Raw genomic sequence first — 13,266 nt, forward strand, 5'->3', positions numbered from 1 at the left:
GCCTGGCGCACCCCGGACCCGCTCAGCCCCGCCGCACGGGAACTGCTGCGCCGGCTGCGGCAGGGGATGCGCGCCGAGCAGTGACGGCCGCCCCGGAGCCGGACGGACACCGGGAGGCGGCCTGACACCGGGGGCGGGCCCCCGGAGCCGGCCGGGCCCCCGGGGGCGCCGGCGAAACGCCCGGGGAGGCGATCCGGTGGTCGGCGGTCCGGTCGGCCGACCGGCCCCGGCCGTCAGCCGCGCGGATGCCGCAGGGCCGCGTGGAAGCCGGTGTGCACCGCGGTGAGGCCGCCGTCGACCACCAGGGTGGTGCCCGTGACCCAGGCGGCGTCACGGGAGGCGAGGAAGGCGACCGCGGCGGCGACGTCCTCCGGCTCGCCGACCCTGCCCAGCGGATACAGCCCGCGGACGGCGTCGACGTCGTCGTCGCGCCCCTCCCACGCCGAGGTGCGCACCGTGCCCGGCGCCACCAGGTTCACCCGCACGCCCCGGGCCGCCACCTGCCCGGCGAGGGTGCGGGTGAGGGAGCCGAGGCCGGCCTTGGCGGCGCTGTAGGCATGGTTGCCGAAGTCCTGGAGGCCGTTGACGGAGCCGATGCTCACGATGGCGCCGCGCCCGGAGGCGGCCAGGTGGGGCAGGGCGGCGCGGCAGCAGCGGTGGACGCCGGTCAGGGTGATGTCGAGGTCGCGCGCCCAGGCGTCGTCCGGGCCGTCCTCGAAACGCGGGGCGTCCGGGGAGCAGTGGGCGGCGCAGTTGACCAGCACGTCCAGGGAGCCGAAGGCGTCGACGGCACGGGCCACGGCCGCCTCCACGGCGGCTCGGTCGGCCACGTCGCACGCGAACGCCTCGGCGGCCAGCCCCTCCTGGCGCAGTGCGGCGGCGGTCCGCTCGGCCTCCGGCAGGTCCCGGTCGGTGACCAGGATCCTGCCGCCCTCCTCGGCGAGCCGCCGGGCGACGGCGGCGCCGATGCCGCGCGCCGCCCCGGTGACGAGAACTCCGTGTCCCGCGAAACGGGTGTGATCGCTCATGCGCCGACGGTACGGCCGCACGGGCGGTCTTTCACCGTCCCGGACCCGGCGAGGATCTCAACTCCCCTTCACCGGTAGCCCGTCGGGTCCGCCGGCCGGCCCGCGTCCTGGACCTCTGTCAGGTACCGCCAGGCGTCGGGTCGGCTGCCGTCGAGGTCGGTGAAGCCGTACACCTGGGCGAGGCCCCCGCTGGAGAGCGATCGGCCGTTGAAGCGGGCCACGTCGGGGTCGGCGGCCAGCGCGGCGACGGCCCGGCCGGTGAAGCGCGGGGTCTCGGAGATGGCGAAGTGCGGTTCGCGGGCGAGGGCGTCGCGCCAATTGTCCTCACGGACGCCGAACAGGTCCAGCATCAGCTCCGAGCGCATCCAGCCGGGGGTGAGGGCGACGGCCGTGGCGCCGCGCGGGCCCAGCTCGTGCCCGAGGGCGAAGGCCATGCGCAGCACGGACGCCTTGGCCAGGTCGTAGAAGAGGTTCACCCGGTAGGTGTCCCGGTTGTACTCGGCGGTGCCGTCGGTGACCTCCACCACCAGGCCGCCGGGCCGGCGCAGCAGCAGCGGCAACGCGAAGTGGCTGGTGACGGCGTGTGTCTCGACCGCGAGCCGGAGGAGTCTGAGCCCGTTGTCGAGGTCGTGCTCCCACACCGGGGTGTCCCACTGGTAGAGCTTCTCACCGCCCCAGATGTCGTTGACGAGGATGTCCAGGCGGCACTGTTCGTCCGCGATGCGCTCCACCAGACCGCGTACGGCGGCCTGCTGGAGGTGGTCGACCGGTACGGCGATGCCGGTGCCGCCTGCCGCGCGGACGAGGTCCGCGGTGTCCTCGACGGTCTCCGGGCGGTCGTACTCGGAGCGGCGGGCGCGGGTGCTGCGGCCGGTGACGTAGACGGTCGCGCCGGCCGCCCCCAGTTCCACGGCGATGCCCCGTCCCGCGCCCCTGGTCGCGCCCGCGACCAGGGCGACCTTGCCCTCCAGTGGTTTCGGCATGTCCGGCCTCTCGTGCGGTGCTTGTGCTGACGTTCCTCAGCCTCACCGAGAAGCCGGACATCTTCTGTCGGGTTTCACCGGGCGGTTTTCCGCCCGCCGGACCACCTCACCAAGGGCGGCGGCCGGCCGGCGCCACACCGCGCGGCTCAGTGTCCGCGCTTGATCCACTCCTCCAGGTGGGGCGCCTCGTCGCCGATCGTGGTGGAGTCGCCGTGGCCCGTGAGGACCTTGGTCTCGGGCGGCAGGGTGAGCAGCCGCTCGCGGATGGACTCGATGATCGTCGGGAAGTGCGAGTACGACCGCCCGGTGGCGCCGGGACCGCCCTTGAACAGGGTGTCGCCGGTGAAGACGGTGCCGAGGCCGGGGTCGTAGAGACAGACCGCGCCCTGCGCGTGCCCGGGCGTGTGCAGCACGGTCAGGTCGGCGCCGGCCGCCTCGATGACCTGGCCGTCCACGAGATGCCGGTCGGGCTCGCGGTCGGGGTGGGTCATCCTCCACAGCGGCAGGTCGTCCGGGTGCAGCCAGATCACCGCGCCGGTGCGGTCGGCCAGTTCCGGCGCCGCGTCGATGTGGTCGTTGTGGGCGTGGGTGCACACGATGGCGGTGAGCCTGCGGTCGCCGACGGCGCGGGCGATGGCGTCGGCGTCGTGGGCGGCGTCGATGACGATCGCCTCCTCGTCGTCGCCGACGATCCAGACGTTGTTGTCGACGTCCCAGGTGCCGCCGTCGAGGCTGAACTGCCCGGAGGTGACGAGGCGTTCGATACGAGCGGCCATCACAGCACCACCACGGACCGCAGCACGTCGCCCTCGTGCATCCGCTCGAACGCCTTCTCCACCTCGTCCAGTCGGATGGTCTCGGTGACGAACGCGTCGAGCGGCAGCCGGCCTTGCAGGTGCAGGTCGATCAGCATCGGGAAGTCGCGGGAGGGCAGGCAGTCGCCGTACCAGCTGGACTTGAGGGAGCCGCCGCGGCCGAAGACGTCCAGCAGGGGCAGTTCGAGCTTCATCTCCGGGGTGGGGACGCCGACGAGGACGACGGTGCCGGCGAGGTCGCGGGCGTAGAAGGCCTGCTTGTACGTCTCCGGGCGGCCGACCGCCTCGATGACGACGTCGGCGCCGAAGCCGCCGGTCAGCTCGCGGACCGCCTCGACCGGGTCGGACTGCCGGGAGTTGACGGTGTGGGTGGCCCCCAGCGTGCGGGCCTTCTCCAGCTTGCGGTCGTCGATGTCCACGGCGATGATCTTCGCCGCGCCGGCCAGGTTGGCGCCCGCGATGGCCGCGTCGCCGACGCCGCCGCAGCCGATGACCGCGACCGAGTCGCCCCGGCCGACGTTGCCGGTGTTGATGGCGGCGCCGATGCCGGCCATCACCCCGCAGCCGAGGAGGCCCGCGACCGCCGGGGAGACGGACGGGTCGACCTTGGTGCACTGACCGGCGGCGACGAGGGTCTTCTCGGCGAACGCGCCGATGCCGAGGGCCGGGGACAACTCCTGCCCGGTGGCGGCGAGGGTCATCTTCTGCTTCGCGTTGTGGGTGTTGAAGCAGTACCAGGGGCGGCCGCGCAGACAGGCCCGGCAGTTGCCGCACACCGCACGCCAGTTCAGGATGACGAAGTCACCGGGCGCCACCTCGGTGACGCCGTCGCCGACCGACTCCACCACGCCCGCGGCCTCATGGCCGAGGAGGAAGGGGAAGTCGTCGGAGATGCCGCCCTGCTTGTAGTGCAGGTCGGTGTGGCACACGCCGCAGGCCTGGACACGTACGACAGCCTCGCCCGGCCCCGGATCCGGCACCACGATCGTCTCGACTCGTACGGGCTCGTTCTTGCCCGGTGCGATCACGCCGCGTACTTCCTGCGCCATGGTCCGTTCCTTCCATCGATTGCCTACGGTGCAGACCCTACGCGCGTCCGACCTGGGACGGGACGGGCCACGGCGGTGACCGTTGATCTTTCCACCGGTGAGCCGCCGTGCCCGCCAGGGCGGAGCAGACCGGCCCGGCACCGAGCCGTCCGCCTGTGTGCTCCCGTGCGGGAGGAAGACGTATGAATCGGGAAAGAACCCTCCCGAATGGCGACATTCGGTGATGGCAATCTCTTTGCGGAGCGCGGGAACTCACCTGGTGTGGGCGCCTACCCTGCCGTGCCTCAATGGAGGCATGCCCGCTGATGGCCGCAAGGGACGTACCGCATTCCTGTTCTCGGCCGGCGCCTCGCCGCTGCCCGGAACGGGCCGTGAACTCGCGGCGGCTTTTCCGCTGTTCGACGAGACGCTGGACGGGGTCTGCGCGCGTCTGGACCCGTATCTGCAACTGCCGCTGAGGAGCGTGATGTTCGCGGCCGCCGGCACCCGGACGTCGGCATTGCTGGGCCGGGTGTCGTTCGCCGGCCCCGCGGTCTTCGCGCTCCAGGTCGCGCAGTACCGGCTGCTGCGCGCCTGGGGGGTCCGGCCCGATGTGCTGTTCGGGCACACGGCCGGGCGGATGGCCGCCGCGTACGCCGCGGGGGTCTTCTCCCTCACGGACGCCTGCCACGCGGTCGGCACGCTGGCCCGGCTGCTGGACGGCGCGCGCGGCGGCGGGGCGCGGGGCGAGGTCCTGGCCGCCTACGGCCGTACGCTCGCCACCCTCCGTCCCCGCCCGCCGCGGCTGCCCCTCGTCTCCGACGTCACCGCCCGCCCGGTGGCCCGCGAGACCGCCGAGCCGGGGTTCTGGCTGCCCGCGGCGCCGTCCCGGTTCGCGGACGCGGCCGCCCTGCTGCACCGGGAGGGGGTGCGCGACTGGCTGGAGCTGGGACCGGAGGACGTCCTCACCCGCGCGCTCCCCGGCTGTCTGCCGCCGGGCGCCGCCGCCGGCTCGGCGCACGCCGTGGCCCGGGACTGGGCGCTGCTGGCGGCGGACCACGGCGCGCGCCTCGGGAGCGCGCGGTCCTGATCAGGGCGGCTCAGGCCTGTACGGCCGGCAGCAGGCCGGTCACCGGGGCCACGAGGTCGGTGAGCTGGTGCAGCTCGCCGAGGCGGTTGAGCTCGCTGACCTGGTTCAGGGACTTGAGCTGCTCGGAGACCTTCGGCATCCGCGCCTGCTGCTCCGCGGGCAGGTCGCCCGCGGTGACCGTGTCGAGCACGGTCATGGGGTTGATCCGCCCGGGGTGCGAGGCGCTCGCGTCGGCCGCGTTGGCGAGGGGGGCGGCCAGGCCGGTGACCCCGGCGGCGAGGCCGAGGGCGGCGACGATACGGCGTGTTGACTTCATGCCCTCAGCAACGGCGGCGGCGCCCGGCCGGACACGGGCGGCGGCCCCCGCTCACCCGTGAGGCGGAGCCGTCCCGTGCGCTTGCCGAGGCAGCCGGGCCGGAGGAGTCTCGAAGACGGGGGCCCTCGCGGCCGGCCACGCGGGGGCCGCGAGCGCCTGAAGGAGGTCACCATGGGCACCGCGACAGGCTCCGCCTTCGACACCGAGACACTGCGCCGGGGCATCGAGGGAACCACCGGGAACACCCTGCTGTCCCTGTACGCGGACGACGCGGAGATCCGCATCGTCGACCACCACACCCAGCCGAGTCATCCCCGGGTCCTGCACGGCCGCGGCGAGATCGCGGAACTGCTGGACGACATCTACCGCCGCGACATGACGCACAAGCTGGACCAGTGCGTGGTGCAGGGCGATCATGCCGCGTTCACCGAGTCGTGCCAGTACGGGGACGGCACCCGGGTCCTCTGCGAGTCGATGATCACGCTGCGGGACGGCAAGATCTCCCGGCAGATCATGATCCAGGCATGGGACGAGTAGGCAGCAGGTTTGCGAGGTTCCAGGTCAGCACCCGGCTGACCTGGTCGTTCTCGGCCCGCGCGGGCCTGGGGCGGGCACGGTCCCGGCGGCGCGGGCCGGTCTTCCCGGCGAGCCTGCCGATGTCCTCGGCCCTGCTGCGGTCGGCGCTGAGGACGCTGCGCCCGCGCGCCCCGCTGCCGCGCGCCCGGCGCCGGCAGCGGCCGTGAACACCTCGGTTAGTCTGTACGCGGGCCGTGACTGGCGCTGAGGTGGAGCACCACCGGGGAGCGGTCCGTGGTGGATGCCGCGCGCCTGGGCGAGAGAGTCGATCCAGCTCAGGAGTGTGCCGCATGACCCAGGCCCGTCTCATGGACGGAACCGCCCTCGCCCGCCGCATCGTGGAGGACACCGCGCGCCGGGCCGCGGACCTCACGGCGCGCACCGGCGTCGTTCCCTGTCTCGCCACCGTGCTGGTCGGCGAGGACCCGGCGTCCGTCACCTATGTCCGGATGAAGCAGAACCGCTGCCGCAAGGCCGGCATCGCCTCCCGTCACGTGGCCCTGCCGGCCACCACGACCACCGAGGAACTGGTCGGCACGCTGCGGGAGTTGTCGGCCGATCCGCAGGTGCACGGCATTCTGCTCCAGCACCCGGTGGGTGAACACATCGACGAGCGGGCCGCGTTCGAGGCGATCGCGCCGCAGAAGGACGTCGACGGCGTCACCTTCGCCTCCTTCGCCACCATGAGCTTCGGCCTGCCGGGCTTCGTGTCCTGCACGCCCGGCGGCATCCTGCGGCTGCTCGACGAGTACGGTGTCGACCCGGCCGGGAAGCGGGCCGTGGTGGTGGGGCGCAGCGCGATCCTCGGCAAGCCGGTGGGCATGCTGCTGCTGGCGCGGGACGCGACGGTGACGTACTGCCACTCGCGCACCCGGGACCTGTCGGCGGCGGTGCGGGAGGCGGACATCGTCGTCGCCGCGGTCGGCCGGCCGCGGCTGATCCGGGGCCAGGACATCAAGCCCGGCGCGGTCGTGATCGACGCCGGCTACAACCCGGGCAACGTCGGCGACGTCGACTTCGACTCCGCGGTGGAGCGGGCCTCGCTGATCACCCCGGTGCCGGGCGGCGTGGGCCCGATGACCATCGCCACACTGCTGGACCAGACGGTGTCGGCCGCGGAAACCGCCGCGGTCCGGATCACGGCGGCCTGAGAAGGCGAGGTCCCGGCCACCGGGTACGGCACCCGGTGGCCGGGATTCGGCGCGCCTCGACGGGCGCCCGTCCCCTCACCCCGTCGTGAGCACCATCCGGAACCGTGCTTTCCCCGCGAGCATCTTCTGGAACGCGGCGTCGGCCTCCGCGAGGGGCACCTTCTCCGTCATCGGGCGGATGCCGTGCAGCACGCTGAAGGCCATGGTGTCCTCCACGTCCTTCGAGGTGCCGGACGGATGGCCCCGGACCACGCGGCCGGCCATGAGGAGTTGGGCCGGGCTGATGTCCAGGGGCGTGGTGTCGGCGCCGATGGCGACCAGTTCCCCGCGGGGGGCCAGCCCCTCCACGGTGGCCGAGATGGCCTCGGAGTTCCCGGCGGTGGCGAGGACGACCCTGGCCCCGCCGAGGGCCCGCAGCGCTTCGGCGACCGGGGTGGCGGAGGTGCTGTCGACATAGTGGTGGGCGCCGAGCTGCCGGGCGAAGTCGGCCTTCTGCGGCCCCCGGGCGATCGCCACGGTCTCGAAGCCCATCGCGGCCGCGTACTGCACCCCGAGGTGTCCTAGGCCGCCGAGGCCGAGCACCGCGACCAGGTCGCCCGGTCGGCCGGGGCTGCGCCGCAGCCCGTTGAACGTGGTCACGCCCGCGCAGGCCAGCGGCCCGGCGTCGCTCGCGGCCAGCGTCTCGGGAATCCGGGCCAGGGCGTCGGCGGGCGCGATCACCTTCTCGGCGAAGCCGCCGTCGTAGGTCCAGCCCGGCACCTTCAGGTTGTCGCACACGATGAAGTCGCCCTCGCGGCAGGGCCCGCAGTGGCCGCAGCTGCCGCCGAACCAGCCCACGGCCACCCGGTCGCCGGCCTGCCAGCCGCGTTCGCGCACGCCCTCGCCCAGTTCCTCGATCCGCCCGGCGATCTCGTGCCCGGGCACATCGGGGAAGGTCACGCCCGGCAGCCCGCCGCCGACGAAGAGGGCGTCGCTGTGGCAGACGCCGCACGCCTCGACGGCGATCCGCACATGGCCGGGTCCCGGCTGCGGCACCTCGCGCTCGACCAGCTCGAAGCCGCCGTTCGGGGCGGCCACCTGGGCGACTCGATAGCTACTCATGGGGCTCTCCGGAGAGGTGCGAGCGAAAAGGATCACGAGCGGGCGGGCGCGGCACGGGGGGCACGGCGGCCGCCCTACCCCAGCAGACCAGTTCCGGCCCCGTCGCGCGCGCCGAACCGCCGCCCCGGCCGGTCCCGCCGACGACGACCGCGTGGCGTCCGGCACCGGCGCCGGACGGGCTCCGGCGCACCCTGACGGACGCCCGGGCGCCGCTCCGGCGCGGACGGCCGGGTGGGTCACACCCGCACCCTCACAGCTATTGATTCAGCGCTCAACAAACCGGGCGTGCAGCACTCGCCGGGCCCCCGACACGGTCATAGAGTGACCTACATCACGCCGGACCGGCTGATTCCGACTCCTGCCCGCACGGTCTGGAGGGCGCATGACCCACATCACGGTGAACGTGGACGGCACGACGTACGAGGACGACGTGGAGCCCCGGCTGCTGCTCGCCCACTATCTGCGCGACCGCCTCGGTCTGACCGGCACCCCGATCGGCTGCGACACCTCGAACTGCGGGGCGTGCACGGTGGAGCTGGACGGCGCCTCCGCCAAGAGCTGCTCGGTGCTGGCCGTCCAGGCGGACGGCTGTGCGGTGACGACCGTGCAGGGTCTGGCGCGCAACGGCGAGCTCACGGCGCTGCAACGCGCCTTCCACGAGCAGCACGGCCTCCAGTGCGGCTACTGCACCCCCGGCATGATCATGGCGGCGCGCGATCTGCTCCGGGAGAACCCGCACCCGACGTCCGACGAGGTGCGCCACGCGCTGGAGGGCAACCTCTGCCGCTGCACCGGCTACCAGAACATCGTCCGCGCGGTGCTCGCCGCGTCCGGACAGCAGGACGGCTCCGGACCCGCCGACCGTACGCGGGACGCCTCCGGACAGCAGGTCACCGAGGAGGTCACGGCATGACCGATCAAGCCGTAGCGGGCGAGGTCGGCAGGGAGGTGGGCCGCGCCCGGCCGCGCAAGGAGGACGCCCGGCTGCTCACCGGCCAAACCACCTGGACCGACAACATCCAGGTCGCCGGGATGCTGCACCTGGCCGTTCTGCGCAGCCCCATGGCGCACGCCCGCATCACCCGCGTGGACGTCGCCCCCGCTCTCGAACGCCCCGGCGTCCTCGCCGCGTTCAGCGGCGCCGACCTCGCCGAGGGTCTGGGCTCGCTGCCCTGCGCCTGGCCGGTGACCGAGGACATCGTGCTGCCCGACCATCCGCCGATCGCGGTGGACGAGGTCCGGTACGCGGGCGACCCGGTGGCGGTCGTGGTGGCCCGCGACCGGTACGCGGCGGCCGACGCGCTGGAGGCGGTCGAGGTCGACTACGACCCGCTGCCCCCGGTCCTCGACCTGGAGGCCGCGCTGGCCGAGGACGCCCCGCTGGTCCACTCCGACAAGGGCACCAACCGCTGCTACGCCTGGCCGCTGGCCACCGGGGAGAGCTTCGCCGCGGTGCGCGAGCGCGCCGACGTCACCCTCAAGCGCCGCTACCACCAGCAGCGGCTGATCCCCAACGCCATGGAGCCGCGCGCGGTCGTCGTCACCCCGCTCGCCGCCTCCGGCGAGTACACCGTGTACTCGGCCACGCAGATCCCGCACATCCTGCGCATCATGCTCGCCACCGTCACCGGCATCCCGGAGCACAAGCTGCGGGTGATCGCCCCGGACGTCGGCGGCGGCTTCGGCTCCAAGCTCCAGGTGTACGGCGAGGAGGCGCTCGCCCTCGCGGTCGCCCGCGAACTGGGGCGGCCGGTGAAGTGGACCGAGTCCCGCTCCGAGGGCTACCTCGCCACCCACCACGGCCGGGGCATGATCCAGGACATCGAGGTCGCCGCCACCCGCGAGGGCCGGCTGCTCGGCCTCAAGGTGGACCTCGTCGCGGACATGGGCGCCTATCTGATGCTGGTCACGCCCGGCATCCCGATCCTGGGCGCGTTCATGTACCCGGCGATCTACAAGATGGACGCCTACGAGTTCCGGTGCACGGGCGTCTTCACCACCCGCACCCCCACCGACGCCTACCGCGGCGCCGGCCGCCCGGAGGCCACGTTCGCCATCGAGCGGATCATGGACGAGCTGGCGGCGGAGCTGGGCCTGGACCCCGTCGAGGTGCGGCGCCGCAACTGGATCCGGCGCGAGGAGTTCCCGTACACCACGATCGCCGGACTGACCTACGACAGCGGCGACTACGAGGCGGCCACCGACCGGGCGCTCTCCCTGTTCGGCTACGACGACCTCCGCGCCGAGCAGCGCGCGCGCAACGAGCGTGGCGACCCGGTACGCCTGGGCATCGGCGTGTCCACGTTCACCGAGATGTGCGGCCTGGCGCCGAGCCGGGTGCTGCGCGACCTGAGGTACGGCGCAGGCGGCTGGGAGGCGGCGAGCATCCGGATGCTGCCCACCGGCAAGGTCGAGGTGGTCACCGGCACCAGCCCGCACGGCCAGGGCCACGAGACCTGCTGGAGCCAGATCGCGGCGGACGTGCTCGGCGTGCCCTTCGAGGACGTCGAGGTGCTGCACGGCGACACCAAGTCGTCCCCGCAGGGCATGGACACCTACGGCTCGCGGTCGCTGGCCGTCGGCGGCGAGGCCGTCCACCGGGCGGCGACCACGGTGGTGGCGAAGGCCCGCAAGGTGGCGGCGCACCTGCTGGAGGCGAGCGAGCAGGACCTGGAGTTCCGGGACGGCGTGTTCTCCGTGAAGGGCTCCCCGGAGGCCCGCAGGTCCATCCAGGAGATCGCCTTCGAGGCGTTCACCAACCACGACCTGCCCGACGGCGTGGAGCCGTCCATCAACGCCGAGCACGTGGTCGACCCGGAGAACTTCTCCTTCCCGCACGGCACCCATCTGTGCGCGGTCGAGGTGCACACGGAGACCGGGTGGACGCGGATCAGGTCGTACGTCTGCGTGGACGACGTCGGCCGGGTGGTGAACCCGGTGATCGTGGAGGGGCAGGTGCACGGCGGGCTCGCGCAGGGCATCGCGCAGGCGCTGTACGAGGAGGCCGTCTACGACGACGAGGGCAACCTGGTCTCCGGCAGCATGGCCGACTACCTCGTGCCGTCGGCCCCCGACCTGCCGGACTTCGTGACCGACCGGACCGAGACCCCGGCGACGTCCAACGCCCTCGGGGTCAAGGGCGTCGGGGAGGCCGGGACGATCGCCTCGACGCCCGCCGTGGTCAACGCCGTCGTGGACGCGCTGCGCCCGCTCGGCGTGACCGACGTACGGATGCCCTGCACCCCCGAACGGGTGTGGCGCGCGGTGAGGGAGGCGACGGCATGATTCCCCCGGCGTTCGAGTACGCCCGGCCGGAGACCGTCGAGGAGGCGGTACGGCTGCTCGCCGAGGCGGGTGACGAGGCGAAGGTGCTGGCCGGCGGGCAGAGCCTGCTGCCGCTGCTGCGGCTGCGGCTCGCCTTCCCGGAACTCGTGGTGGACGTGGGGCGGATCCCCGGTCTGCGAGGGGTGCGCGAGGACGGCGACACCCTGGTGATCGGCGCGCTCACCACCCACCACGAGGTGATCCGCGACCCGCTGGTGCGCCGCCACGCCGGTCTGCTGGCGGCCGCCACCGCCACCGTCGCCGACCCGGCGGTACGGCACCGGGGCACGCTCGGCGGCTCGCTGGCGCACGCCGACCCGGCCGGTGACCTGCCCGCGGTCGTCCTGGCGCTGGACGGCGAACTGGTCGCGGCCGGTCCCGAGGGCCGGCGCACCGTCCCGGCCCGGGAGTTCTTCGTCGACTACCTGCAATCCGCGCTCTCCCCCGACGAGTTGCTCATCGAGATCCGGGTGCCGAAGGCGGACGGCTGGGGCTTCCACTACGAGAAGTTCCACCGGGTGGCGCAGTCCTGGGCGATCGTCGGGGTCGCGGCGCTGGTGCGGCGGGAGGACGGGCGGATCGCCGAGGCGCGGGTGGGCCTGACCAACATGGGCGCGACACCGCTGCGGGCGTCCGCGGCGGAGACGGCGCTGGCCGGTGCCGACGGGCCGGACCCGGTGAGGCGGGCGGCCTCCGGCGCGGCCGAGGGCACCCGGCCGGGGCAGGACGCGTCGGCCTCCCCCGAGTACCGGGCACACCTCGCCCGGGTGCTGACCGAGCGGGCGGTGCTGACCGCCGCCGGGATGGGGTGAGCGCCGATCACCCGAATGGAAGACCCGGAGCAGGTGCGGGCCCGCCTGGAGGAGACGGGATACCTCGTGGACGACGGGCTGGCCGTCACCTGTTACCTGGCGCTGAGGCTGCACCGGCCGCTGTTCTGCGAGGGCGACGCGGGCGTCGGCAAGACCGCGCTCGCCTCCGCCCTCGCCGAGGCGCTCGGCGCCCCGCTGATCCGGCTCCAGTGCCACGAGGGCATCGACGCCTCCCAGGCCCTGTACGACTGGGACTTCCCGCGCCAGCTGCTGCATCTGCGCGCGGCGGAGGCGGCCGGCGTCAAGGACGCGGACCGGCTGGAGAGCGAGCTGTACGACCGGCGGTTCCTCATCGCCCGCCCGCTGCTCCAGGCGTTGCAGACCCAGCCGTCGGTCCTGCTGGTGGACGAGATCGACCGCGCCGACGACGAGTTCGAGGCCTTCCTGCTGGAACTCCTGTCCGAGTACGCGGTGACGATCCCCGAACTGGGCACGCTGCGGGCCGAGGTGCCGCCGGTGGTGGTGCTCACCTCCAACCGCACCCGCGAGGTGCACGACGCGCTCAAACGGCGGTGTCTGTACCACTGGTTCGACCACCCCGGCTTCGCCCGCGAACTCGCCATCGTGCGCCGCCGGTTGCCGGGAGTGTCGGCCCGTCTCGCGGAACAGGTGACGGCCCTCGTCCAGGCCCTGCGCGGGGCGGACCTGGTGAAGCCGCCGGGTGTCGCGGAGACCATCGACTGGGCCGAGGCCCTGGCCGCCCTGGGCGCCACCGAGACCGACGCGGAACTCGCCGTCACCACCCTGGGTTCGGTCCTCAAGTACCGCGAGGACATGGACCGCGCCCGGGGCCTGGACCTGACCGCGGTGCTGGCGGCGCGGGGGGTGTGAGGGATGAACCCGCCCCCGGTCCCGGCTGCCTGGTCCGCACCGCCGAGTCCGGCGGCGGCCGACGCCGTGCTGCTCGGGTTCGTGCGGGCCCTGCGGGCCTCGGGGGTGGCGGCGAGTGCCGAGCGGGGATACGCGTTCCTGCGGGCGGTGG

General features: G+C 73.6%; 14 protein-coding genes and 1 riboswitch. Of the genes, 8 read left to right on the forward strand and 6 right to left on the reverse strand.

Annotated features, from left to right (window positions below; translation table 11 throughout):
• Positions 1-233 precede the first annotated feature (233 nt).
• From FRZ03_RS06840 to FRZ03_RS06855, 4 genes are all read right to left on the reverse strand, one after another.
• Complete coding sequence (locus tag FRZ03_RS06840) at positions 234-1,028, reverse strand: SDR family NAD(P)-dependent oxidoreductase (protein ID WP_146464236.1); 795 nt, start codon at positions 1,026-1,028, stop codon at positions 234-236.
• A 68-nt stretch (positions 1,029-1,096) separates the two neighbouring features.
• Positions 1,097-2,011 carry an SDR family oxidoreductase gene (locus tag FRZ03_RS06845; protein WP_146464237.1) on the reverse strand — a complete coding sequence of 305 codons (915 nt, stop codon included), beginning with the start codon at positions 2,009-2,011 and terminating at the stop codon, positions 1,097-1,099.
• Between the two features lie 146 nt (positions 2,012-2,157).
• The gene (locus FRZ03_RS06850; RefSeq protein ID WP_146464238.1) at positions 2,158-2,787 is read right to left on the reverse strand and encodes an MBL fold metallo-hydrolase; all 630 of its coding nucleotides are present in this window, start codon (positions 2,785-2,787) and stop codon (positions 2,158-2,160) included.
• Positions 2,787-3,875, reverse strand: coding sequence for an S-(hydroxymethyl)mycothiol dehydrogenase (locus FRZ03_RS06855; RefSeq protein WP_146464239.1), 1,089 nt, complete (start codon positions 3,873-3,875; stop codon positions 2,787-2,789). Before FRZ03_RS06855 ends, FRZ03_RS06850 begins: the two co-directional genes overlap by 1 nt.
• Before the next feature lie 295 nt (positions 3,876-4,170).
• Between FRZ03_RS06855 and FRZ03_RS06860 the strand changes: the two genes are divergently transcribed.
• Positions 4,171-4,944, forward strand: a complete 774-nt coding sequence (locus tag FRZ03_RS06860) for an acyltransferase domain-containing protein (protein WP_261398644.1) — start codon at positions 4,171-4,173, stop codon at positions 4,942-4,944.
• 10 nt (positions 4,945-4,954) lie between these two features.
• Here the strand turns inward: FRZ03_RS06860 and FRZ03_RS06865 are convergent, their stop codons facing one another.
• On the reverse strand, positions 4,955-5,260 hold the full coding sequence (locus FRZ03_RS06865) for a hypothetical protein (protein WP_146464241.1): 306 nt from the start codon (positions 5,258-5,260) through the stop codon (positions 4,955-4,957).
• Positions 5,261-5,431: 171 nt separating this feature from the next.
• Between FRZ03_RS06865 and FRZ03_RS06870 the strand changes: the two genes are divergently transcribed.
• The 3 genes from FRZ03_RS06870 (at position 5,432) to FRZ03_RS06880 (ending at position 6,987) form a co-directional block, all read left to right on the forward strand.
• Positions 5,432-5,797 carry a nuclear transport factor 2 family protein gene (locus FRZ03_RS06870; protein WP_146464242.1) on the forward strand — a complete coding sequence of 122 codons (366 nt, stop codon included), beginning with the start codon at positions 5,432-5,434 and terminating at the stop codon, positions 5,795-5,797.
• On the forward strand, positions 5,785-6,003 hold the full coding sequence (locus FRZ03_RS06875) for a hypothetical protein (RefSeq protein WP_146464243.1): 219 nt from the start codon (positions 5,785-5,787) through the stop codon (positions 6,001-6,003). Before FRZ03_RS06870 ends, FRZ03_RS06875 begins: the two co-directional genes overlap by 13 nt.
• A 17-nt stretch (positions 6,004-6,020) precedes the next feature.
• A riboswitch (ZMP/ZTP riboswitch) is annotated at positions 6,021-6,101 on the forward strand.
• A gap of 25 nt (positions 6,102-6,126) precedes the next feature.
• Positions 6,127-6,987 (forward strand): bifunctional 5,10-methylenetetrahydrofolate dehydrogenase/5,10-methenyltetrahydrofolate cyclohydrolase, encoded by an 861-nt coding sequence (locus FRZ03_RS06880; protein ID WP_146464244.1) that lies wholly within the window; start codon positions 6,127-6,129, stop codon positions 6,985-6,987.
• A gap of 75 nt (positions 6,988-7,062) precedes the next feature.
• On the opposite strand, the gene FRZ03_RS06885 is transcribed toward FRZ03_RS06880, so the two are convergent.
• Positions 7,063-8,088 carry an alcohol dehydrogenase gene (locus FRZ03_RS06885; protein WP_146464245.1) on the reverse strand — a complete coding sequence of 342 codons (1,026 nt, stop codon included), beginning with the start codon at positions 8,086-8,088 and terminating at the stop codon, positions 7,063-7,065.
• 382 nt (positions 8,089-8,470) lie between these two features.
• On the opposite strand from FRZ03_RS06885, the gene FRZ03_RS06890 reads away from it, so the two are divergent.
• The 4 genes from FRZ03_RS06890 to FRZ03_RS06905 are packed head-to-tail and all read left to right on the forward strand — an operon-like array spanning position 8,471 to position 13,115.
• Positions 8,471-9,001 carry a (2Fe-2S)-binding protein gene (locus FRZ03_RS06890; protein WP_146464246.1) on the forward strand — a complete coding sequence of 177 codons (531 nt, stop codon included), beginning with the start codon at positions 8,471-8,473 and terminating at the stop codon, positions 8,999-9,001.
• Entirely contained in the window at positions 8,998-11,373 is a 2,376-nt protein-coding gene (locus tag FRZ03_RS06895; protein ID WP_146464247.1) for a xanthine dehydrogenase family protein molybdopterin-binding subunit, read from the forward strand. Before FRZ03_RS06890 ends, FRZ03_RS06895 begins: the two co-directional genes overlap by 4 nt.
• Positions 11,370-12,224 (forward strand): FAD binding domain-containing protein, encoded by an 855-nt coding sequence (locus tag FRZ03_RS06900; protein WP_146464248.1) that lies wholly within the window; start codon positions 11,370-11,372, stop codon positions 12,222-12,224. The genes FRZ03_RS06895 and FRZ03_RS06900 overlap by 4 nt, the downstream gene beginning before the upstream one ends.
• Positions 12,225-12,239: 15 nt before the next feature.
• Positions 12,240-13,115 (forward strand): AAA family ATPase, encoded by an 876-nt coding sequence (locus FRZ03_RS06905; RefSeq protein WP_261398645.1) that lies wholly within the window; start codon positions 12,240-12,242, stop codon positions 13,113-13,115.
• Positions 13,116-13,266 lie beyond the last annotated feature (151 nt).

It is taken from the genome of Streptomyces misionensis (assembly GCF_007896895.1).
In the GTDB taxonomy this organism is placed as follows: Bacteria; Actinomycetota; Actinomycetes; order Streptomycetales; family Streptomycetaceae; genus Streptomyces; species Streptomyces misionensis_A.